Source organism: Variovorax sp. P1_H2, from assembly GCF_056405295.1.
Window position 1 is genome coordinate 166,482 of record NZ_JBFUCJ010000001.1, and the last position, 18,395, is coordinate 184,876.

Here is an 18,395-nt window from a genome sequence, read left to right on the forward strand (position 1 = left end):
CGCCCACGGGCGTCGCTGCGCGCGTCTTGATCTCCCGGGCAATCCTCCATGGCCATCATCGAACATCTCGTCGCCGACGTGGCCATCGTCGGCGCCGGCCTGTGCGGGCTCGCGCTGGCGCGCTCGTTGCATGCGCAAGGGCTTTCGGTCGCGCTCGTCGAGGCGCGCGATCGTCTCGGCGGTCGTGTGCTGACGCAGCGCTGCAAAGCCACCGACCAGGCGCTGGACATGGGGCCGACCTGGTTCTGGCCCGAGACCGAGCCGCGCATCGCCGCGCTGCTGGCCGAGTTCGGCCTGGCGAGCGCGCCGCAGCACGACCCCGGCGATGCGTTGTGGCTCACGGACCCGAACCGCGAGCCCGAGCGCCGCGAAGCGCCCGGCGGCGTGCATGCCGGCGCGCAGCGCATCGAAGGCGGCGCGGCACGCCTGGTCGATGCGCTCGCCGCCGCCCTGCCCGAGGGCAGCGTGTACACCGGCAGCGCGCTGCGCCTGCTGCGCGACCACGGCGCCTGGCTCGAACTGCAACTCGAAGAGGACGGCCGCACGCGCCCGCTGCGCGCGCGCCATGCCGTGCTGGCGCTGCCGCCGCGCCTGGTGCACGAGCGCATCGCCTTCGATCCGCCGCTGCCGGCAGCGTTGGCCGAAGCGCTCGCCGCCACGCCGACCTGGATGGCCGCGCAGGCCAAGGCCGTCACCACCTACCCGCGCCCGTTCTGGCGCGTGGCGGGTCATTCGGGCAACGCCTTCGTGCGCCATGCCCAGGCCGTGCTGGGGGAAGTGTTCGATGCCAGCGACGCGGCCACGGGCGCCGGCGCGCTGGGCGGCTTCGTCGCGCTCGGCGCCGCGCAGCGTGTCGACTTCCGGCGCGGCATGCCGCTGCTGATCGAGAGCCAGCTTGCCCAGCTCCACGGCGCCCAGGCGCACCAGGACGGGCACCTGCACATGCTCGACTGGGCCGGCGAGCCCTGGACCTGCAGCACCGCCGACCGCGAAGGTCCGCCCGAGCCGCCGCAGGCGGACCCGGCACTGCGACGGCCGCACTGGGCGGGCCGCCTGTACTTCGGCAGCAGCGAGAGCGCCGCGCACGGCGCAGGCCACATGGAAGGCGCGCTGGAAGCGGCGGCGCGCATCGCACGGGCGCTGGCGCCGGTGCCCGCGGCACCTGCCGGCGCCGGCGATGCGGACGACCCGCTCGGCCGGTTCAAGGCCGAGGTGTCGGCGCGCCGCGCCCAGGCCCCTTCGCACTATCGCCAGCATCTGGCGCGGCTGCTCTCCGCCCAGCAGGCGGAACAGCTGACGCAGCGCGCGCTGCTGGCGACCGTCGAGCAGGTCTACAGCGAAACGCTGCTCGCGCTCGACGGCTTGCTGCCTGATCTCGGCCTCGACCGCACCGGGCCGACCGAAGCCGGCCGGCATGCGCTGACGCCTGCACTGCTGGTCGCTTTCAAGGGCTGGAACGGCGAACTGCTGTCGAATGCGCTGGCCTTCAACGGCAGTTCGTGCGCGCTGTCGAACTTTCCCGGCGAGCACCGGCCCGATGCGTTGCTGCAGCGCGCCATCGCACGCGATCTCGCGGCGGCCTGGCGCGAGTTCGCACTGGAACTGAACACGCGCCTGCTCGCGGCATCCGCGCACGCGCAGCGCACGGCGGTGCCGGCATGACAGGCGTCCGCCCCATCGAGACCAGCGCGCTGCTGGCCATCATCGAGCAGGCCGGCACGGCGGTGGTCATCCTCGTCGAAGGGCTGGAGCGCGACGAACTGCTGCGCTCGCGCCTGACGCGCGCCGAAGTGCTGCGACAGCTCAGGACTCTGGCGGACAGCATGGGCCAGGTCGATCCCGCGGTTCGGCTCGAAATGCCCGAACTCGCCTGGCGGGGCTGGGAGGCGCTGCGCCCGCGCCTGTCCGGCCCGGCCGGGGAGGAACTCGACGAGGCGCTCTGGTTCGCCTGTGAATCGCTCGTGCCGGCAACGTTGCTGTGGCTGCGCGTGTACCGGCAGAGCCAGTCGGACCTGTTCCAGATGCAGTTGTGAACGCCGGGACGCCAAGGTGCCCGCAGCGCCTGGCCGAGAATCCGCCGGCTGGCCTTCCCGAAGTACCGGTGTACCGGTGCGGGCTTTTCTGAACGGCCCGGCCGGCTACAGCACGGCCTCGAAGCCCTCGAACTGCGGCGGTCCCAGGTAGAGGCCGCGCTGCTGGCCGGCACCGGCATGCGCGGCGCGGAAGGCTTCGGAGCGCGTCCAGGCCCCGAAGGCCTCGGCGCTCTCCCAGGTCGAATGCGAGACGAACACGGTCGCCTGCGCGTCGCTCGGCCCCTGCAGGAGATTGAAGCGCTGGAAGCCCGGCACTTCGGCCAGCCTGCTGTCGCGCTGGCGCCAGACCTCGATGAATTCCGCTTCGCGGCCCGGCGCGATGCGAAAGCGGTTCATGGCGATGAACATGGTGTGAGCCTTTCAGGAGAAGAGAGAGGAGGACACAGGAACCCTGCCACCCATGCCTCCACCCGCGGCGCGCAGCGGGCAAGGCGGTCGCGGTATTCGGGAATCAGGAAGTAGTCGGCGTCGTGCAGGTACGGGTTGCGCATGCGGCCGACGTCGAGCGCGTCGTGGCCGAGGTCGATCAGGCGTCCGTCGATCCGGTTGAACTGGTGGGCATAGTGGCCCTCGATGACGCCGCCGAAGACACCCTGCACGAAGAGCGAGCCGTATTTGCAGGCCCCTGAAAGATCGCTGGGCACCGGGGCCTGGCGCTCGAGGGCGAGTTCGCACCACAGGCGGAAGACGAACGCCTTGGCGTCGGCGAAGCGGGCGGGGCTGTAGGCGATCGGGCCGCGCGGCAGCGCGCCGACGGCCGGCGGCTGCGGGTTCACTGGATCTGCATGAGCCACGCGTCGACCTTGCTGGCGGTGAGAAAGAAGAAGGGTCGGCGCCGCACGGCTCAGGCTGCCACCGGCGTGTCGAGCACCGCCTTGAGGTTCAGTGTCATGCTCGTCTTGGTGGCGTCGACGTAGGGGCAGATGCCCCTGGCGCGTTCCATCAGGCTGTCGGCGGTGGGCTGGTCCAGCGTTCCGGCCATGAAGGCGGTCAGGCTCAACGCCATGCGGTAGGCGCCCTCGAAGTTCACGTACATCGACAGCACGGCCTCGACGTAGCAGCCGCGCAGCGGCAGCTTGCCGGCGCGGGCGATGTGGCGCACGGAATGTTCGAAGCAGGCCGCGAACGCGGCCGCGAAGAGCTGCTCCGGATTGGGGCCGTCGCCCTTGCCGCCCATCTCCTTCGGGACGACGAGCCTGAGCTTGAAGCTGCCGTCCTCGCTTTGCACCTGGCCGCCACGGCCGCCTTGGGCCAGCATGGTCGTTTTGTAGACGAGGTCCATCAGACGTTCTTTCCCTTGAGCAGCCTGGCGCGGTCGGAAGCGCTGTACTGGTCGAAGTGACCTTGGGCCGCCGCGGCGCGGCGGTTCGACATCCGGATGGCCTCGATCTTGCCGGCGGGCGCGATGCGCGAGACAGCTTTCTCCAGGGCCGTGCTGCCGCACTGCGGACAGGCAGGCTGGGTGCCGGAGCGCACCAGCATCTCGAAGCGGTGACCGCAGGCGGGGCAGTGGTAGTCGTAGAGGGGCATTCCGGTCTCCGGTTCAAGTCGTCGGTGCGCAGCCGTCCGTGGCGGCGGCGCAGCCTTCGAGCGGTGCGTGGGTGATGTGGGCCATGGAAGGGACGTTCAGGCGACGACGCGCAGGAGTTGCAGGCACTCGACGCTGGCGGCCATGTCCAGCGCGCTGAAGTCGTCCTGCGAGCGGATCGCGGGGTCGGCGCCCAGCGCGAGCAGCGTGCGCACGATCTCGGCCTTGCCGGAGGATGCTGCGTACATGAGGCAGGTCGCGCCCGCGGCGTTGGCATGGTCGATCGGCACGCCCGCCGCCACCAGGCGCGCAAGGCCTCGCGGATCGCCGTGCACGCAGGCCAGCCAGAGGGCGTTGTTGCCATCGGCATTGGTCGCGTCCAGCGCGACGCCGTGCGCCAGCAGCGCCTCGACGATGTCCGCGTTGCCGCGCCACGCGGCCGCCATCAGCGGTGTGTTGCCGTGCGCGCCGTGCGCATCCGGGCCGGCGAAGCCTTCGCGCGCGAGCCATGCCGCCAGCGCGGGCGCGGGCGGCTTGCCCGAGGGGTCGGCGCCGGCGCCGGCCACCGCCCAGGCGGCATGGCCGCCGATCAGGTCGTGCACGTCGGTGAAGCCGAAGTCGGCGAACATCTGCGCGTAGGCCTGGCTGGCGTTGCCGTGGTGGCAGTAGATCAGCACCGGGCGCCGGCGGTCGGTGCGCAGCAGCAGCATGTCCTGGTTGTCGCCCGAGATCCGCACGGCGCCGGGCCAGCCATCGCGCGCGTGGCTGGCGGCGTCGCGCGCGTCGAGCAGCAGCGCGTCCGGCCGCTGGAGCCGCCAGGCCCCGAGCTCGGCCAGCGTGAGACGGCGGAATGTGCGCTGGCCCTTCATGGCGTGTCCTCCTGGCGCGCGCGGGCGCCGTAGGGCGCTTCGCTGGCGATGCGCTCGTCGGTCAGCGGCAGCCCCACGCTGAAGTGATACACGACCTGCCAACGCGCCGGCGGCGCGTCGGGCAGGCCCAGCAGCGCGTGGACCGGGTCGTCGAAGTAGCAGCCGATGCCGGTGCCGCGCAGGCCTGCAGCCTCGGCTTCGAGGTAGAGCACCTGGCCGACCAAGCCGGCCTCGCGCAGCAGTTCGCGGTAGCGCCAGGGCTCGCCGTCGATCGCCGGACGGAAATCGGCCAGCAGCGCGATGACGAACACGGCCTCCGCGCCGATGGCCTGATGGCAGCTCAGCGTGCGCAGCGTGCCCGCGAGCGCGGGGTTGGGCGCCAACTCGTACAGCGGCACCTCGGGGGGGCTGGCCGCGACCGGCCGCCACGCCAGGTGAGGCAGGGCGGCCCGCAGCGCGGGCTGCGCCGCGGCATCGCGCGGCAGCAGGTAGGTGCCCGGCGCGAGGCCGTCGATGCGGTGGGCGAACAGCACGGCATGCAGGCGAGCTTCGGCGGTCCAGACATCCCAGGGCAAGGGCGCGCCGGCATCGGCGGTCCGTGGCATCAGGGCGGCGGCGATCGGCCAGAAGCGCCCGGCATCGAGCCGGGCGCGCCGGTCGAACTGCTGGGCGCTGCGGCGCGAACGGATCAGCGCGGCAGCGGGCCGGCAGGTGCCGGGCGGCAGGCGGCGCTCGACCATCGGCGGCAGCGGCGAGGCCGCGACGCGCGTGTCCCGGCGCGAGGCCAGGGCGCCCTCGTCGATGACCGGCCAGCGGTACATCGGCCGCGCGTCGAGCCGGTTGGCGTGGCCGCTCCACGCGCCGCCGGCCATCCATGCGAGGAGATCTTCCACCCCGGGCTGCGCGGGCGAATGCCGCAGTTCGAACAGGTCTTCGGCCTCCTCGCGCTCGGCGCCGGCGAAGTCGTCGGCGCGGTCCAGGCCCAGCAACTGCGCGATGGCGGCATGCTCCAGCCCGCAGGCCTGCACGCGCCAGCCGAGCACCGCGGCCGCATAGCGCAGCGCGCCGACGGCGTGGCCCATGTCGAGCTGGCAGTAGCGGAATGCGCGCTCGCCGTACTTCCAGGCCTCGCGCCAGTGGATCGAGCTGAAGCCGACCAGCAGGCGCGGGGTGCGCGGGACAGCTTCGCCGCTCCCGCACGGCAGCGTCCGCGCCCGCAGTTCCAGCGCGTGCTCCCTTGGCGTGTAGTGGTGGAGGCCGTCTTCGAGGCCCTCCACGCCGCGCGCCAGCAGATAGACCTCGGTCGGATGGAGGTTGCCGCTGGAAGGCGTGCAGCGCAACGCCCAGCGGTCGGGGCCGGACTGCTTCCAGGCCGACAGCGCGAACGACAGTTCGAACAGCAGGCCCACGCTGTCGCGCGTGGGGGGGCGCGGCGCGACGGCGCCGGGCGAGAAGATGTGCGGCCAGGGCAGGTCCTCGCCGTCGGCCGGCAGCGGCAGCGCCGCGGCGGGCGCACCGGCGAAGCGGCGGAACGGGTCGGGCCGGGCGTCCCAGTCGAGCGTCTGCGGACCGGCGGCGTAGCGCTCCAGCCGGTGCTTGGTGCGCGCGTGGTAGGCCAGGACAGTGGCTGAGCGTGCGGCCGGCATGGGGGGCTCAGGGCGAAGCGGCCAACCGGCGACGGGCCAGGCGCAGCAGTTCCAGCCCTCGGTCGGCGGCCATGTCGAAGGCGCTGCGGCCGTCCGGCGCGCTCAGGTCCGGCGCCGCCCCTTGCGCCAGCAGCAGGTGCACCATCTCCAGCCGGCCGCTGGCGGCGGCCTGCATGAGGCAGGTGATGTCGTCGTCGTTGGCATGGTCGATCGGCGTGCCGGCCTGGATCAGCCGCAGGATGGTCGCCGGACCGCCGTGCAGGCAGGCGAACCAGAGCGCGTTGTTGCCCTCGTCGTTCACCGCATCGGGCGCAGCGCCATCGGCCAGCAAGGCCTCGACCACCTCATGCTCGCCATGCCATGCGGCCCGCATCAGCGGCGTGTCGCCGTTGTCGCGGCGCGCCTGCGGGCCGGGAAAGTCCTGCTGTGCCAGCCAGGTCGCGAGTTCGGCATGCGACTGCGGCGGCATCGCGGTGTTGGCCGCCTCGCGCCATGCGGCGGTGCGGCGCACGGCGCGAGAAGTGCCGGCGGACGCAGCCACGGCCAGGCGTCGATGCAGGGCGTTCATGGCCGGTACCGCGCTCAAACCGGACGGTTCTCGTTGGGGTTGCGCACCGGGCCCATCAGTTCCAGACCCTCGGCGTAGGTGATGGTGTCGAAGGTGACGTCGAACTTGATCGCCGCATCGGCCACCGCATCGAGCTTGCCGGCGGTGTCCTTCTTCTTGAGTTCGTTCTTCTCCAGGTACAGCAGCGTCAGCAGTTCGTTGTAGACCGTGCTCTCGTCGATCGGCAGCACGTAGAACAGGGCGCCCTTGTAGGGCACCTGGTACTTCTTGCTCAGGTCGATGTTGTTGCAGAACAGAAAGTACTTGCCGCCTGCGCTGAGCGTCTCGCCCAGCACCTCGGCCACATCCTTCAGGTGCTCGAAGCTCAGCAGGTAGCCCGCGAAGAAGGGCAGGTGCCGGTCGCCGGTGGTCCCGATGGCCATCACCTGGTCGCACGTGAGTTCCGGCGGGCGTGCCTCGTCGGCCAGCTTGGGCGCAAAGCGCAGCGCCAGTTCGCCGCGAAAGCCGAAACGGCCGAACTTGCCGGTGGGCGCCTTCAACACGGGGTTCAGCAGCCGCCCCTCCTTCTCGAGCCGGGCAAACGCGGTGTCGTCGAGTTCCTTGCGGTCCAGCGTGGCATTCATGAAGATTCCTTGGTGGTGATGGATACAGAAGAAGCGGAAGCGGGGGGCGGCGCCGTGTTGCGCATCCAGTCGGCCGTCTTGAAGAAGGCGGCCATGAGTTCGTCTCGCAGCGCGGGCGCGGCGCCGCCGTCCAGCAGCGCGGCCTGCATGCAGGCCAGCCAGGCATCGCGTTCGTCCGTGCCGATGGCGAAGCCCGCATGGCGCATGCGCAGGCGGGGGYGGCCACGGCGGGCCGAATACGCCTTGGGGCCGCCGAGCCACTCGCACAGGTAGAGCACGAGCACGGCCTTGGTCGAGGCAAGGTCCGGCGCATGCATGGCACGTATGCCGCGCGCATCGGGCCGCGTGTCCATGTGGCGATAGAAAGAGTCGACCAGCTGCACGACACCGGCCCGGCCGCCGAGCATGTCGAAGTGCGGGGGGCGCTGGAGCAGCGGCAGGGTGTTGTTCGCGGCGGCGTTCATGTGCTGTCTCCTGCAACGAACGTACCAGGGGATGTCGGCCTGCGGCGCACTGCAAACCCGACACAAAGCGGCCCCGCGTGTTGCATGGCAGGTCTTTTTTCCGACGCGCCGTGCAGCGTTTGTCGCGAAGCGAACAATGTGCGCCGACCGGCATTGCGGTGTGCGCCGAACACCTGTTTTCCCTCTGTGGAAGGGCATGGCAAGAGCCCTGCCGAAGGAGCTGAAACAGCATGGCATGGAAGCTGCGAAGAAGGGTCTGCGCGGACACAGGTCCGGCCGATGCGTGACCCCACAGAAGAAGACCAACAGGCACGACAGGCTGACATGGGCGCGGCTACGCAACCTTGTTTTTCAACCCTTCCTGAATGGAGTACTGCTATGGCCAAACTTCGGCAAATCGCCTTCTACGGCAAAGGCGGCATCGGCAAATCGACGACTTCCCAGAACACCCTCGCGGCGTTGACGGAACTCGGCCAGAAGATCCTCATCGTCGGCTGCGACCCCAAGGCCGACTCGACCCGGCTGATCCTGCACGCGAAGGCACAGGACACCATCCTCTCGCTGGCCGCGGAAGCCGGTTCGGTGGAGGACCTGGAGCTGGAAGACGTCATGAAGATCGGCTATCGCGACATCCGTTGCGTCGAGTCCGGCGGTCCGGAGCCGGGCGTCGGCTGCGCCGGCCGCGGCGTGATCACCTCGATCAACTTCCTCGAGGAGAACGGCGCCTATGACGGCGTGGACTACGTGTCCTACGACGTGCTCGGCGACGTGGTGTGCGGCGGCTTCGCCATGCCCATCCGCGAGAACAAGGCGCAAGAGATCTACATCGTGATGTCCGGCGAGATGATGGCCATGTACGCGGCCAACAACATCTCCAAGGGCATTCTGAAGTACGCCAACTCGGGCGGCGTTCGCCTGGGCGGGCTGGTGTGCAACGAACGCCAGACCGACAAGGAACTCGAACTCGCCGATGCGCTGTCCAAGATGCTGGGCTCGCGGCTCATCCATTTCGTGCCGCGCGACAACATCGTGCAGCACGCGGAACTGCGCCGCATGACGGTGATCGAGTTCGCGCCGGAATCCAAGCAGGCCGCCGAATACCGCACGCTCGCCACCAAGATCCACGACAACGCGGGCAACGGCACGATCCCGACCCCGATCACGATGGACCAGCTCGAAGACCTGCTCATGGAGCACGGGATCATGAAGCAGGTCGACGAGTCCCAGGTCGGCAAGACCGCCGAAGAACTGGCCGCCGCGGCCTGACGCCGACCCGGGCCCGCTGCCGCTTGACGCCATGAGCGTCCGCCGCTGCGGGTCCGTACCGCCCCCACCCACCCTACGGAGCATCCCCATGACCGCCACGGTTGAAGAACGCAAGGCCGCGAACAAGGCCCTGATCGATGAAGTGCTGAAGGCCTATCCCGAAAAGATGGCCAAGCGGCGCGCCAAGCACCTCGGAACCTTCGAAGAAGGCAAGCCCGATTGCGGCGTCAAGTCCAACATCAAGTCGCTGCCGGGCGTCATGACCATCCGCGGCTGCGCCTACGCCGGCAGCAAGGGCGTCGTCTGGGGCCCGATCAAGGACATGATCCACATCAGCCACGGCCCGGTCGGCTGCGGCCAGTATTCGTGGGCCGCGCGCCGCAACTACTACATCGGCACCACCGGCATCGACACCTTCGTGACGATGCAGTTCACCTCCGACTTCCAGGAGAAGGACATCGTCTTCGGCGGCGACAAGAAGCTCGACAAGATCATCGACGAGATCCAGGAGCTGTTCCCGCTGAACAAGGGCATTTCGATCCAGAGCGAATGCCCGATCGGGCTGATCGGCGACGACATCGAGGCCGTGTCGAAGAAGAAGGCCAAGCAGTACGAAGGCCACACCATCGTGCCGGTGCGCTGCGAGGGCTTCCGCGGCGTCAGCCAGTCGCTCGGCCACCACCTGGCCAATGACGCGATCCGCGACTGGGTGTTCGACAAGGTCGATCCGAACAAGCGCCCCGACTTCGAATCCACGCCCTACGACGTGGCCATCATCGGCGATTACAACATCGGCGGCGACGCCTGGTCCAGCCGCATCCTGCTGGAGGAAATCGGCCTGCGCGTGATCGCGCAGTGGTCGGGCGACGGCTCCATCGCCGAGTTGGAGAACACGCCCAAGGCCAAGCTCAACGTGCTGCATTGCTATCGCTCGATGAACTACATCAGCCGCCACATGGAAGAGAAGTACGGCATTCCATGGGTCGAATACAACTTCTTCGGTCCCACCATGATCGAGAAGAGCCTGCGCGAGATCGCCAGCCACTTCGACGACACCATCAAGGCCAACGCCGAGCGCGTGATCGAGAAGTACCGTCCGCTGATGGATGCGGTGATCGCGCGCTTCAAGCCGCGCCTGCAGGGCAAGAAGGTGATGCTGTTCGTCGGCGGCCTGCGCCCGCGCCACGTCATCGGTGCCTACGAGGACCTGGGCATGGACGTTGTCGGCACCGGCTACGAGTTCGGCCACAACGACGATTACCAGCGCACCACCCACTATGTGAAGGACGGCACGCTGATCTATGACGACGTCACCGGCTACGAGTTCGAGAAGTTCGTCGAACAGGTGCAGCCCGACCTGGTCGGCTCCGGCATCAAGGAGAAGTACGTGTTCCAGAAGATGGGCGTGCCGTTCCGCCAGATGCACAGCTGGGACTATTCCGGCCCCTACCACGGCTACGACGGCTTCGCGATCTTCGCGCGCGACATGGACATGGCCATCTCCAGCCCGATCTGGAGCCTGACCAAGGCGCCCTGGAAGAAAGCCGCCTGACACCGGGTGGTCGGTGATCGCCGACCCCCCGATCACCGACCCCTATCGCCTCACAGAAACCCCAAGGAGCCCGCCATGCCCCAATCAGCCGACAAGATCCTCGACCACGAACTGCTGTTCCGTGAGCCCGAGTACCAGGAAATCTTCCGCACGAAGAAGGAACAGTTCGAGTTCAACCATTCCGACGACACCGTCAAGCAGATCGTCGAGTGGACCAAGACCGAGGACTACAAGGAAAAGAACTTCAAGCGCGATTCGCTCACCGTCAATCCGGCCAAGGCCTGCCAGCCGCTGGGCGCCGTGTACGTGGCCAACGGCTTTGCCAGGACGCTGAGCTTCGTGCACGGCTCGCAGGGCTGCGTGGCGTACTACCGCTCGCACTTCTCGCGCCACTTCAAGGAGCCGACCTCCTGCGTGAGTTCGTCGATGACGGAAGACGCCGCGGTGTTCGGCGGCCTGAACAACATGATCGACGGCCTGGCCAATGCCTACAACCTGTACAAGCCCGAGATGATCGCGGTGTCGACCACCTGCATGGCCGAGGTGATCGGCGACGACCTCGACGCCTTCATCAAGAACAGCAAGCAGAAGGGCAGCGTGCCGGACGACTACGACGTGCCCTTCGCGCACACGCCGGCCTTTGTCGGCAGCCACATCACCGGGTACGACAACGCGCTGCTGGGCATCCTGAAGCACTTCTGGGACGGCAAGGCCGGCACGGCCGAAAAGCTGGAGCGCGTGCCCGACGAGAGCATCAACTTCATCGGCGGCTTCGACGGTTTCGTCGTCGGCAACATGAAGGAGATCCGCCGCATCTTCGATCTGTTCGGCGTCAAGGTGAACGTCATCTGCGACCCGTCGGAGAACTGGAACACGCCCACCGACGGCGAGTTCCGCATGTACGAGGGCGGCACCACCAAGGCAGAGGTCGTGGCGGCCCTGCACGCCAAGGCCACCATCGTGTTCCAGGAATACTGCTGCGAGAAGACCAGCAAGTTCATCGCCGAGCACGGCCAGGAGGTGGTGGTGCTGAACGCGCCGATGGGGGTGGCTGGCACCGACGAATTCCTGATGGCGATCTCCCGGCTCACCGGCAAGCCGGTCCCGGCGGCGCTGGAAAAGGAGCGCGGCCAGCTGGTCGACGCCATGGCCGACAGCCAGGCGCATCTGCACGGCAAGCGCTTCGCGCTGTACGGCGACCCCGACCAGATGCTGGGCACCACCCGGTTCCTGCTGGAGCTGGGCGCCGAGCCGGCCCACGTGCTCGCGACCAACGGCACCGACACCTGGGCGAAGAAGGTGCAGGCTCTGTTCGACAGCTCGCCGTACGGCGCCGGCTGCAAGGTCTACCCCAAGCGCGACCTGTGGCACCTGCGCTCGCTGCTGTTCACGGAGCCGGTCGATTTCCTGATCGGCAACACCTACGGCAAGTACCTGGAGCGCGACACCAAGACGCCGCTGGTGCGCATGACCTTCCCGATTTTCGACCGCCACCACTACCACCGCTACCCCACCTGGGGCTACGACGGTGCGATGCGCACGCTGATCATGCTGCTCGACGAGTTCTTCGAGACCCTCGATGCCAACACCATCGTCGCCGCGAAGACCGACTACAGCTACGACATCATCCGCTAAGCGGGGCCCCTCGATTCTTGCCAGGAACCTATCCCATGACAGATGCCGTATGGGTCAAGATGACGCAGGATGGCCGCAAGGTCGAAGTGATCGACGGCTGGGTCTGCCTGGCCGGCGCGCGCGAGACCGACCACCTGGTGCCGCTGCTGGAGCATCCGAACCGGCAGGCCATCGGAAAAGCGGTGCACGGTGCCACGCACATGGCCGGGCGGATTCCGCTCACGCATGCGGAAACCGCCATCGCCCAGGGGGCGATGGCGGCCGCGCAGCGCGCGTTCGACCCCAGCCCGGCCGCGATCACCCAGCGCATCCGCCACGCGATCTGGGCCAAGGCCCATGCGGAAGGCGTGGAATGACAGACCACTCAACCAAGGAGAGTGACCATGGTTCGCTGTGATGGCAGCCGCAACGGCTACCAACTGCTGTGCAACGGCAGCCTCTACCGGTGCGCCTGCGGTCACGTCGGCTGCATGCAAAGCAGGGACGCGCTGTGCAGCAAGCAGGGCTTCTCGGTGCTCGGCAAGTGCACCGCCTGCGGCGAGGTGGGCAGGGCCACGCTGCTGGCGCCGGAGGCCGTCGGTTTCCGGCGCACCCTGATGCAAGACCCGCAGAGCGCCTGAGACAGCGCGGGAACCGGCCGTGATCTTCGTGGTGGAACTTCCGCAACAAGGCGACCCGCGTGCCTGGTTCGCTTATGACGACGAGGACTTCGCGCGCAAGGTGGCGGCCTCCGATCCGCTCGACCCCTGGGAGATCCACGACGAGCTGACGGCACGCGACCTGCTGGAAGCCGCGGGGCATGCCGGGCCCGACGACGATGCGCGGGAACGTTCGCCGGCCCTCTGCGCGCTGGGCGACGCGCACGGCTGGGACACGCCGCTCTACCGCGCCGATCACCTGCTCGGCCGTGGCGTGCTGCGCACCGAGCCGGTGGCCGAACGCGACGCGCTGGCCGCTGCGCTCGCCGCGCGCGGCGGGCAGAGCTGCATCTACTGGAACGACCGCGAGGCGATCGGTGCGTTCGAAGGGGCCGATCCGCGGCTGGCGGGCGAGGCCCGTTGGTGGGCGCGGCGCGCCCTCTACGAGCAGCTCATTGCGCTCGAAGTGCTGGCGGACGACAACTGAATCCGGAACGAGCGAGGCCATGAAGCCGGGCATCGAGCGCTCGCATGCCCACCGGCTCGCCGCCTGAGGAGACCTTCGATGCTGTCCCGGATGCAATGCGACATCGTGTGCGGCTGCGCCGACGCCATCCAGGTGTTGACGGCCGAGATGCGGGACGACAGCGAGCTGTTCGCCAGCCCGAACACGCTGGCCGGCGTGGAGCTGTCGCTGCTCGCCATCGCGCAGACGCTGGACCACCTGGCGCCGGCCCTGCGCGGCCGCCTTGCATGGATCGACTGGAACGGCTGGCAAGCCTTGCGCCGTCTGCTGGAGCACGACGTCCAGCCGCGCCGCGAGCAGGTCTGGTACGGCATCCGGTCGCTGGTGCCGGCCACCGTGCACCTGATCGGCCAGCTGCGCCGCCACGAGCCGGTGTGGTTCGAGATTGCGTATTGAAAGATCGGGCGCGTCGCTGCGCGTGGCGCACCGTCGTGTGTCGCAAGGCCTTTGTCGCATTCCGTTCAAACCCGCCAGCAGGGTGGCGCCCGGCGCGCCAAAAGACCGCCAAACCGGCGATAAATCGCCCCCGAACGGCCTCCCGGACGCTGGCACCAAACCTGCAATGAGAGCCTCATCCACCTGTCGGGAGTCTTCCATGTCAGTCTCGCTGAAAGCCAAGATCGCCGAAGTATTCGATGAGCCCGGCTGCGACAAGAACCAGGGCAAGAGCGAGAAGGAACGCAAGAAGGGCTGCACCAAGCAGCTCTCGCCGGGCGCCGCGGCCGGCGGCTGCGCCTTCGACGGTGCCAAGATCGCGCTGCAGCCGATCGTGGATGTTGCGCACCTCGTGCACGGGCCGATCGCCTGCGAAGGCAACTCCTGGGACAACCGGCATTCGGCGTCCTCCGGTTCGCAGCTCTACCGCACCGGATTCACGACCGACATCAACGAGCTCGACGTGGTCTACGGCGGCGAGAAGCGTCTCTTCAAGAGCGTGCGCGAAATCATCGAGAAGTACGATCCGCCGGCCGTCTTCGTCTACCAGACCTGCGTGACCGCGCTGATCGGCGACGACATCGAGGCGGTGTGCCAGCGTGCGTCGGAGAAGTTCGGCAAGCCGGTGATCCCGGTGAACTCGCCCGGCTTCGCCGGCCCGAAGAACCTGGGCAACAAGCTCGGCGGCGAGGCCATCCTGGACTACGTGATCGGCACGCGCGAGCCGGCGTACACGACGCCCTACGACATCAACATCATCGGCGAATACAACCTGTCCGGAGAACTCTGGCAAGCCAAACCGCTGCTCGACGCGCTGGGCATCCGCATCCTCTCGTGCATCTCGGGCGACGGCCGCTACAACGAGGTCGCGAGCGCGCACCGGGCCAAGGTGAACATGATGGTCTGCTCCAAGTCGATGATCAACATCGCGACGAAGATGCAGCAGCGCTGGGGCATCCCGTACTTCGAGGGTTCGTTCTACGGCATCGGCGACATGAGCGACACGCTGCGCCAGATCTCGCGGCTGCTGGTGGCGCAGGGCGCGCCCGCCGAGCTGCAGGAGCGCACCGAGCGGTTGATCGAGGTGGAAGAAGCGCGCGCCTGGAAGCGCATCGCGCACTACAAGCAGCGCCTGGCCGGCAAGCGGGTTCTGCTGATCACCGGCGGCGTGAAGTCCTGGTCGGTGGTCGCGGCGCTGCAGGAGGCGGGCCTGGAAGTCGTCGGCACCAGCGTCAAGAAGAGCACCAAGGAAGACAAGGAAAAGATCAAGGAGATCATGGGCGACGACGCCCACATGATCGACGACATGACGCCGCGCGAGATGTTCAACATGCTCAAGGACGCCAAGGCCGACATCATGCTGTCGGGCGGCCGCTCGCAGTTCGTCGCGCTGAAGGCGCGCATGCCCTGGCTGGACATCAACCAGGAGCGCCACCATCCCTACGGCGGCTACGAAGGCATGGTCGAGCTGGTGCACGAGATCGATCGCGCGATCTTCAATCCGGTGTGGCAGCAGGTGCGCATCCCTGCGCCCTGGGGCGACGACGGCGAGACGCTGGGCGCGGTGCGGGTCGTCGCGCAGCCGAGCGCCGTGGCGCCGGGCATGGGCTTCCTGGCCGACGTCGCCCGCCGGGCCATGGGCCTGGAGCCCGACGAAGTTCCGGCCTGAGCAGGACGCAAGCGGGAGCGAAACAGCATGGCCAGCGTCGTCGAATCCAGGAAAGCCTGTGCGGTCAATCCGCTCAAGATGAGCCAGCCGCTGGGCGCGAGTTTCGCGTTCATGGGGCTCGATGCCTGCATGCCGGTGATGCACGGCTCGCAGGGCTGCACCTCGTTCGCGCTGGTGCTGCTGGTGCGCCATTTCAAGGAAGCGATCCCGCTTCAGACCACGGCGATGAACGAGGTCACGACCATCCTCGGCGGCTACGAGAACATCGAGGCCGCGCTGCTCAACATCCGCAAGCGTGCGGCGCCGAGGATCATCGCGATCTGCTCCACCGGCCTGACCGAGACCAAGGGCGACGACGTGACCGGCTACCTGGCCACGGTGCGCAAGCGCAAGCCCGAGCTGGACGACACCGAGATCCTCTACGTGTCGACGCCCGATTACGTGGGCGGGTTCGAGGACGGCTACAAGCACGCAGTCACCGGCATCGTGCGCGCGCTGGTCAAGCCGCTGCCGGTCGACGCCCGGCAGATCACGCTGCTGCCGGGCAGCCATCTTTCGCCGGGCGACATCGACGAGCTGCGCGAGATCGTCGAGGCCTTCGGCCTGTCGGTCATCGTGCTGCCCGACATATCCGGCTCGCTGGACGGCCACATCGCGCCCGACTGGCGCGGCACGACGATCGGCGGCACGACGCTGGAACAGGTCCGGGCGGCGGGCGCATCGGCGTTCACGATCGCGGTGGGCGAGCAGACGCGCGAGGCCGCCGAGGCGCTGCAGTCGATCGCCGGCACGCCCTTCGAAGTCTTCGAGCGGTTGACGGGCCTCGAGGTCAACGACCGTCTGCTGCAGCGCCTGTCGCAGATCGCCGGACGCCCGGTGCCGGCGAAGTACAGGCGCCAGCGCAGCCAGTTGCTCGACGCGATGCTCGACGGGCACTTCTACACGGGCGGCATCAAGGTCGCCATCGGCGCCGAGCCCGATCTGCTGCTGGCGGTGGGCGGCCTGCTGCACGAGATGGGTGCCGAGCTGCGCTGCTGCGTGAGCACCACCAAGTCGGCGGCGCACGCGCTGCTGCCCGCCGAGCAGGTGGTGCTCGGCGACCTCGAGGACCTGGAGCGCGGCGCGGCCGATTGCGACCTGTTGATCACGCATTCGCATGGCCGCCAGGCTGCCGAGCGCCTCGACAAGCCCCTGCTGCGCATCGGATTCCCGGTGTTCGACCGCATCGGCAACGCGCACCGCCGCCACGTCGGCTATCGCGGAACGATGAACCTGATCTTCGAGGTTTCCAACCTGATGATGGAACGCATCGCCCATCACCACGCCGGCGACTGGCCGCTCACGCCCGAGGCGCGCCGCGCCGCCGCGGCCGCGAGCCGCGCGGACGCCGTCGAGAGCACCATCGCCGCAGCCAGCGCCTGAACCAAGCAACCAGGAGTTCCCATGAAAATCGCCTTCGCCACCCAGGACAAGGAGCGCGTGGATGCGCACTTCGGCTGGGCCAAAGCCATCGTGGTCTACGAGGTCACGGCCGACGGCCACCGTTTCGTCGAGAGCTTCGACTTCGGCGGCAAGCTGGAGGAGGACGGCGACGAGGACAAGCTGGCACCCAAGCTCGAGGCCATCAAGGACTGCGCCATTCTTTATGTCGCCGCCATCGGCGGCTCCGGCGCCGCGCGCGTGGTGGCACTGAAGATCCATCCGATCAAGGTGCCGCAGCCCGAGCCGATCGCCGAGATCCTGGACAAGCTCCAGGAGGTTTTCAAGGGCACGCCGCCTCCGTGGCTGCGCAAGGCACTCGCCAGGGACGGCGAGCGCTCATTCGATTTCGAAGACGACGAGGTTCCACATGGCTGAACAAGCAATCATCGAGGCGACAACGGGCGACGAAGCCCATCTCGCCAGCCCGTTCGTGCAGCAGCTGGTCAAGCAGCTGCGTGCGCAGGACACGCACGGCGCGTGGGAGGGCAAGAGCGACATGCAGTTGCTCAAGCCCTACGTCCACACGCCCGAGGAGCGCCGCGCGATCCCCATCATGGGCGATCCCGATCCGGAGATATTGTGGCGCCTGGAGATTTTCTACAACGCGATCGCCGTGGCGATCGAGCGGGAGACCGGCCAGATGGTCTCGCCGATGATGAAGATGAGCCACGAAGGCTTTGGTCGCCTGGTGCTGATCGCCGGCCGGCTGGTGGTGGTCAACAAGCAGCTGCGCGACGTCCACCGCTTCGGCTTCTCCTCGCTGGCCAAGCTGTCGGAAGCCGGCACCAAGTTCTTCGACGAGGCCGTCGCGATGATCCGCGAGTACCCGGCCGTCGCGCAGTACGGAGCCTGAATATGGAAAGTCCTGAAGAGCTCAAGGCGCGCCTGAAGAAACTCAATGCACAGGCCACGCAGGCCAAGATGGATTTGCACGACCTGTCGGAAGAGTTGCCGACCCACTGGGAGCAGATCCTCGCGGTCGCGCAGCGCTGCCACGACACCCACGCCGCCTTGATGGCGGCACGCAAGCTCCAGGCCGCCGCAGCCTGACGAGACATCCCCCGCACCCGCCAGACAGCCAGCAAGGAACCAGCGATGACGGCCTTCAGTGTCACCCTTCCCAGCGGCGCCACCTGGACGCCGACCTTCGTCGCCTCGCTGGACGAGGACAAGTGCATCGGCTGCGGCCGCTGCTTCAAGGTTTGCCCGCGCGGCGTGCTCGAACTGGTCGGACTCGACGAGGACGGCGAGCACATCCGCCTCGAAGGCGACGAGGACGAAGACGAGGAATACGAAAAGAAGGTCATGACGATCGCCCACCAGGAGCTGTGCATCGGCTGCACGGCCTGCGCGAAGATCTGTCCGAAGAAGTGCTACACGCACGCTGCCGCATCGGTGTGA

The 18,395-nt window shown here is 68.2% G+C and carries 24 protein-coding genes; 15 read left to right on the forward strand and 9 right to left on the reverse strand.

Annotated features, from left to right (window positions below):
* Positions 1 to 48: 48 nt before the first annotated feature.
* Both AC1D2E_RS00865 and AC1D2E_RS00870 read left to right on the forward strand, forming a co-directional pair.
* Positions 49 to 1,662: a flavin monoamine oxidase family protein gene (locus AC1D2E_RS00865; RefSeq protein ID WP_478195628.1), complete on the forward strand. Its 1,614-nt coding sequence runs from the start codon at positions 49 to 51 to the stop codon at positions 1,660 to 1,662.
* A complete protein-coding gene (locus tag AC1D2E_RS00870) occupies positions 1,659 to 2,033 on the forward strand; it encodes a hypothetical protein (RefSeq protein WP_478195629.1) in 375 nt (124 codons plus the stop codon). The genes AC1D2E_RS00865 and AC1D2E_RS00870 overlap by 4 nt, the downstream gene beginning before the upstream one ends.
* Positions 2,034 to 2,138: 105 nt before the next feature.
* Here the strand turns inward: AC1D2E_RS00870 and hmuQ are convergent, their stop codons facing one another.
* The 9 genes from hmuQ to AC1D2E_RS00915 all read right to left on the reverse strand — a co-directional run bounded on the left by hmuQ (position 2,139) and on the right by AC1D2E_RS00915 (position 7,791).
* Complete coding sequence (gene hmuQ, locus AC1D2E_RS00875; protein WP_478195630.1) at positions 2,139 to 2,441, reverse strand: heme-degrading protein HmuQ; 303 nt, start codon at positions 2,439 to 2,441, stop codon at positions 2,139 to 2,141.
* Positions 2,426 to 2,887 (reverse strand): hypothetical protein, encoded by a 462-nt coding sequence (locus AC1D2E_RS00880; protein ID WP_478195631.1) that lies wholly within the window; start codon positions 2,885 to 2,887, stop codon positions 2,426 to 2,428. The genes hmuQ and AC1D2E_RS00880 overlap by 16 nt, the downstream gene beginning before the upstream one ends.
* A gap of 50 nt (positions 2,888 to 2,937) precedes the next feature.
* Entirely contained in the window at positions 2,938 to 3,375 is a 438-nt protein-coding gene (locus tag AC1D2E_RS00885) for an Ohr family peroxiredoxin (protein WP_478195632.1), read from the reverse strand.
* On the reverse strand, positions 3,375 to 3,623 hold the full coding sequence (locus AC1D2E_RS00890) for an FmdB family zinc ribbon protein (protein ID WP_478195633.1): 249 nt from the start codon (positions 3,621 to 3,623) through the stop codon (positions 3,375 to 3,377). Before AC1D2E_RS00890 ends, AC1D2E_RS00885 begins: the two co-directional genes overlap by 1 nt.
* A 96-nt stretch (positions 3,624 to 3,719) precedes the next feature.
* On the reverse strand, positions 3,720 to 4,490 hold the full coding sequence (locus AC1D2E_RS00895; RefSeq protein ID WP_478195634.1) for an ankyrin repeat domain-containing protein: 771 nt from the start codon (positions 4,488 to 4,490) through the stop codon (positions 3,720 to 3,722).
* Positions 4,487 to 6,136: a nitroreductase family protein gene (locus tag AC1D2E_RS00900; protein ID WP_478195635.1), complete on the reverse strand. Its 1,650-nt coding sequence runs from the start codon at positions 6,134 to 6,136 to the stop codon at positions 4,487 to 4,489. The genes AC1D2E_RS00895 and AC1D2E_RS00900 overlap by 4 nt, the downstream gene beginning before the upstream one ends.
* A gap of 7 nt (positions 6,137 to 6,143) precedes the next feature.
* The gene (locus AC1D2E_RS00905) at positions 6,144 to 6,704 is read right to left on the reverse strand and encodes an ankyrin repeat domain-containing protein (protein WP_478195636.1); all 561 of its coding nucleotides are present in this window, start codon (positions 6,702 to 6,704) and stop codon (positions 6,144 to 6,146) included.
* A gap of 14 nt (positions 6,705 to 6,718) precedes the next feature.
* Entirely contained in the window at positions 6,719 to 7,327 is a 609-nt protein-coding gene (locus tag AC1D2E_RS00910) for a hypothetical protein (protein WP_478195637.1), read from the reverse strand.
* Positions 7,324 to 7,791, reverse strand: a complete 468-nt coding sequence (locus AC1D2E_RS00915; protein WP_478195638.1) for a group II truncated hemoglobin — start codon at positions 7,789 to 7,791, stop codon at positions 7,324 to 7,326. Before AC1D2E_RS00915 ends, AC1D2E_RS00910 begins: the two co-directional genes overlap by 4 nt.
* Positions 7,792 to 8,169: 378 nt before the next feature.
* Between AC1D2E_RS00915 and nifH the strand changes: the two genes are divergently transcribed.
* The 13 genes from nifH (at position 8,170) to fdxB (ending at position 18,395) form a co-directional block, all read left to right on the forward strand.
* The gene (gene nifH, locus AC1D2E_RS00920; protein WP_478175548.1) at positions 8,170 to 9,057 is read left to right on the forward strand and encodes a nitrogenase iron protein; all 888 of its coding nucleotides are present in this window, start codon (positions 8,170 to 8,172) and stop codon (positions 9,055 to 9,057) included.
* Positions 9,058 to 9,145: 88 nt separating this feature from the next.
* Complete coding sequence (gene nifD, locus AC1D2E_RS00925) at positions 9,146 to 10,609, forward strand: nitrogenase molybdenum-iron protein alpha chain (RefSeq protein WP_478195639.1); 1,464 nt, start codon at positions 9,146 to 9,148, stop codon at positions 10,607 to 10,609.
* A gap of 75 nt (positions 10,610 to 10,684) precedes the next feature.
* Positions 10,685 to 12,244 carry a nitrogenase molybdenum-iron protein subunit beta gene (gene nifK, locus AC1D2E_RS00930; protein ID WP_478195640.1) on the forward strand — a complete coding sequence of 520 codons (1,560 nt, stop codon included), beginning with the start codon at positions 10,685 to 10,687 and terminating at the stop codon, positions 12,242 to 12,244.
* Between the two features lie 35 nt (positions 12,245 to 12,279).
* A complete protein-coding gene (locus AC1D2E_RS00935) occupies positions 12,280 to 12,600 on the forward strand; it encodes a hypothetical protein (protein WP_478195641.1) in 321 nt (106 codons plus the stop codon).
* Between the two features lie 27 nt (positions 12,601 to 12,627).
* Positions 12,628 to 12,864: a hypothetical protein gene (locus AC1D2E_RS00940; protein ID WP_478195642.1), complete on the forward strand. Its 237-nt coding sequence runs from the start codon at positions 12,628 to 12,630 to the stop codon at positions 12,862 to 12,864.
* 19 nt (positions 12,865 to 12,883) lie between these two features.
* Positions 12,884 to 13,369 (forward strand): hypothetical protein, encoded by a 486-nt coding sequence (locus AC1D2E_RS00945; RefSeq protein WP_478195643.1) that lies wholly within the window; start codon positions 12,884 to 12,886, stop codon positions 13,367 to 13,369.
* A 78-nt stretch (positions 13,370 to 13,447) separates the two neighbouring features.
* Positions 13,448 to 13,804, forward strand: coding sequence for a hypothetical protein (locus AC1D2E_RS00950; RefSeq protein ID WP_478195644.1), 357 nt, complete (start codon positions 13,448 to 13,450; stop codon positions 13,802 to 13,804).
* Positions 13,805 to 14,003: 199 nt separating this feature from the next.
* Positions 14,004 to 15,512 (forward strand): nitrogenase iron-molybdenum cofactor biosynthesis protein NifE, encoded by a 1,509-nt coding sequence (gene nifE / locus AC1D2E_RS00955; protein WP_478195645.1) that lies wholly within the window; start codon positions 14,004 to 14,006, stop codon positions 15,510 to 15,512.
* A gap of 27 nt (positions 15,513 to 15,539) precedes the next feature.
* On the forward strand, positions 15,540 to 16,934 hold the full coding sequence (gene nifN, locus AC1D2E_RS00960; RefSeq protein ID WP_478195646.1) for a nitrogenase iron-molybdenum cofactor biosynthesis protein NifN: 1,395 nt from the start codon (positions 15,540 to 15,542) through the stop codon (positions 16,932 to 16,934).
* 21 nt (positions 16,935 to 16,955) lie between these two features.
* On the forward strand, positions 16,956 to 17,369 hold the full coding sequence (gene nifX, locus AC1D2E_RS00965; protein WP_478195647.1) for a nitrogen fixation protein NifX: 414 nt from the start codon (positions 16,956 to 16,958) through the stop codon (positions 17,367 to 17,369).
* Positions 17,362 to 17,847 carry a NifX-associated nitrogen fixation protein gene (locus tag AC1D2E_RS00970; protein ID WP_478195648.1) on the forward strand — a complete coding sequence of 162 codons (486 nt, stop codon included), beginning with the start codon at positions 17,362 to 17,364 and terminating at the stop codon, positions 17,845 to 17,847. The genes nifX and AC1D2E_RS00970 overlap by 8 nt, the downstream gene beginning before the upstream one ends.
* Before the next feature lie 2 nt (positions 17,848 to 17,849).
* Entirely contained in the window at positions 17,850 to 18,044 is a 195-nt protein-coding gene (locus AC1D2E_RS00975; RefSeq protein WP_478195649.1) for a CCE_0567 family metalloprotein, read from the forward strand.
* Positions 18,045 to 18,089: 45 nt separating this feature from the next.
* Complete coding sequence (gene fdxB, locus AC1D2E_RS00980; RefSeq protein WP_478195650.1) at positions 18,090 to 18,395, forward strand: ferredoxin III, nif-specific; 306 nt, start codon at positions 18,090 to 18,092, stop codon at positions 18,393 to 18,395.

Bases quoted from the DNA above. Each gene is read 5' to 3' on its own strand.
- nifE (WP_478195645.1), top strand. From the start codon at position 14,004: ATGTCAGTCTCGCTGAAAGCCAAGATCGCCGAAGTATTCGATGAGCCC.
- AC1D2E_RS00975 (WP_478195649.1), top strand. From the start codon at position 17,850: ATGGAAAGTCCTGAAGAGCTCAAGGCGCGCCTGAAGAAACTCAATGCA.
- AC1D2E_RS00950 (WP_478195644.1), top strand. From the start codon at position 13,448: ATGCTGTCCCGGATGCAATGCGACATCGTGTGCGGCTGCGCCGACGCC.
- nifH (WP_478175548.1), top strand. From the start codon at position 8,170: ATGGCCAAACTTCGGCAAATCGCCTTCTACGGCAAAGGCGGCATCGGC.
- AC1D2E_RS00865 (WP_478195628.1), top strand. From the start codon at position 49: ATGGCCATCATCGAACATCTCGTCGCCGACGTGGCCATCGTCGGCGCC.
- AC1D2E_RS00885 (WP_478195632.1), bottom strand. From the start codon at position 3,375: ATGGACCTCGTCTACAAAACGACCATGCTGGCCCAAGGCGGCCGTGGC.
- AC1D2E_RS00870 (WP_478195629.1), top strand. From the start codon at position 1,659: ATGACAGGCGTCCGCCCCATCGAGACCAGCGCGCTGCTGGCCATCATC.
- AC1D2E_RS00910 (WP_478195637.1), bottom strand. From the start codon at position 7,327: ATGAATGCCACGCTGGACCGCAAGGAACTCGACGACACCGCGTTTGCC.
- AC1D2E_RS00890 (WP_478195633.1), bottom strand. From the start codon at position 3,623: ATGCCCCTCTACGACTACCACTGCCCCGCCTGCGGTCACCGCTTCGAG.
- nifD (WP_478195639.1), top strand. From the start codon at position 9,146: ATGACCGCCACGGTTGAAGAACGCAAGGCCGCGAACAAGGCCCTGATC.
- nifN (WP_478195646.1), top strand. From the start codon at position 15,540: ATGGCCAGCGTCGTCGAATCCAGGAAAGCCTGTGCGGTCAATCCGCTC.
- fdxB (WP_478195650.1), top strand. From the start codon at position 18,090: ATGACGGCCTTCAGTGTCACCCTTCCCAGCGGCGCCACCTGGACGCCG.
- nifX (WP_478195647.1), top strand. From the start codon at position 16,956: ATGAAAATCGCCTTCGCCACCCAGGACAAGGAGCGCGTGGATGCGCAC.
- AC1D2E_RS00970 (WP_478195648.1), top strand. From the start codon at position 17,362: ATGGCTGAACAAGCAATCATCGAGGCGACAACGGGCGACGAAGCCCAT.
- AC1D2E_RS00900 (WP_478195635.1), bottom strand. From the start codon at position 6,136: ATGCCGGCCGCACGCTCAGCCACTGTCCTGGCCTACCACGCGCGCACC.
- AC1D2E_RS00935 (WP_478195641.1), top strand. From the start codon at position 12,280: ATGACAGATGCCGTATGGGTCAAGATGACGCAGGATGGCCGCAAGGTC.
- AC1D2E_RS00905 (WP_478195636.1), bottom strand. From the start codon at position 6,704: ATGAACGCCCTGCATCGACGCCTGGCCGTGGCTGCGTCCGCCGGCACT.
- hmuQ (WP_478195630.1), bottom strand. From the start codon at position 2,441: ATGTTCATCGCCATGAACCGCTTTCGCATCGCGCCGGGCCGCGAAGCG.
- AC1D2E_RS00895 (WP_478195634.1), bottom strand. From the start codon at position 4,490: ATGAAGGGCCAGCGCACATTCCGCCGTCTCACGCTGGCCGAGCTCGGG.
- nifK (WP_478195640.1), top strand. From the start codon at position 10,685: ATGCCCCAATCAGCCGACAAGATCCTCGACCACGAACTGCTGTTCCGT.
- AC1D2E_RS00940 (WP_478195642.1), top strand. From the start codon at position 12,628: ATGGTTCGCTGTGATGGCAGCCGCAACGGCTACCAACTGCTGTGCAAC.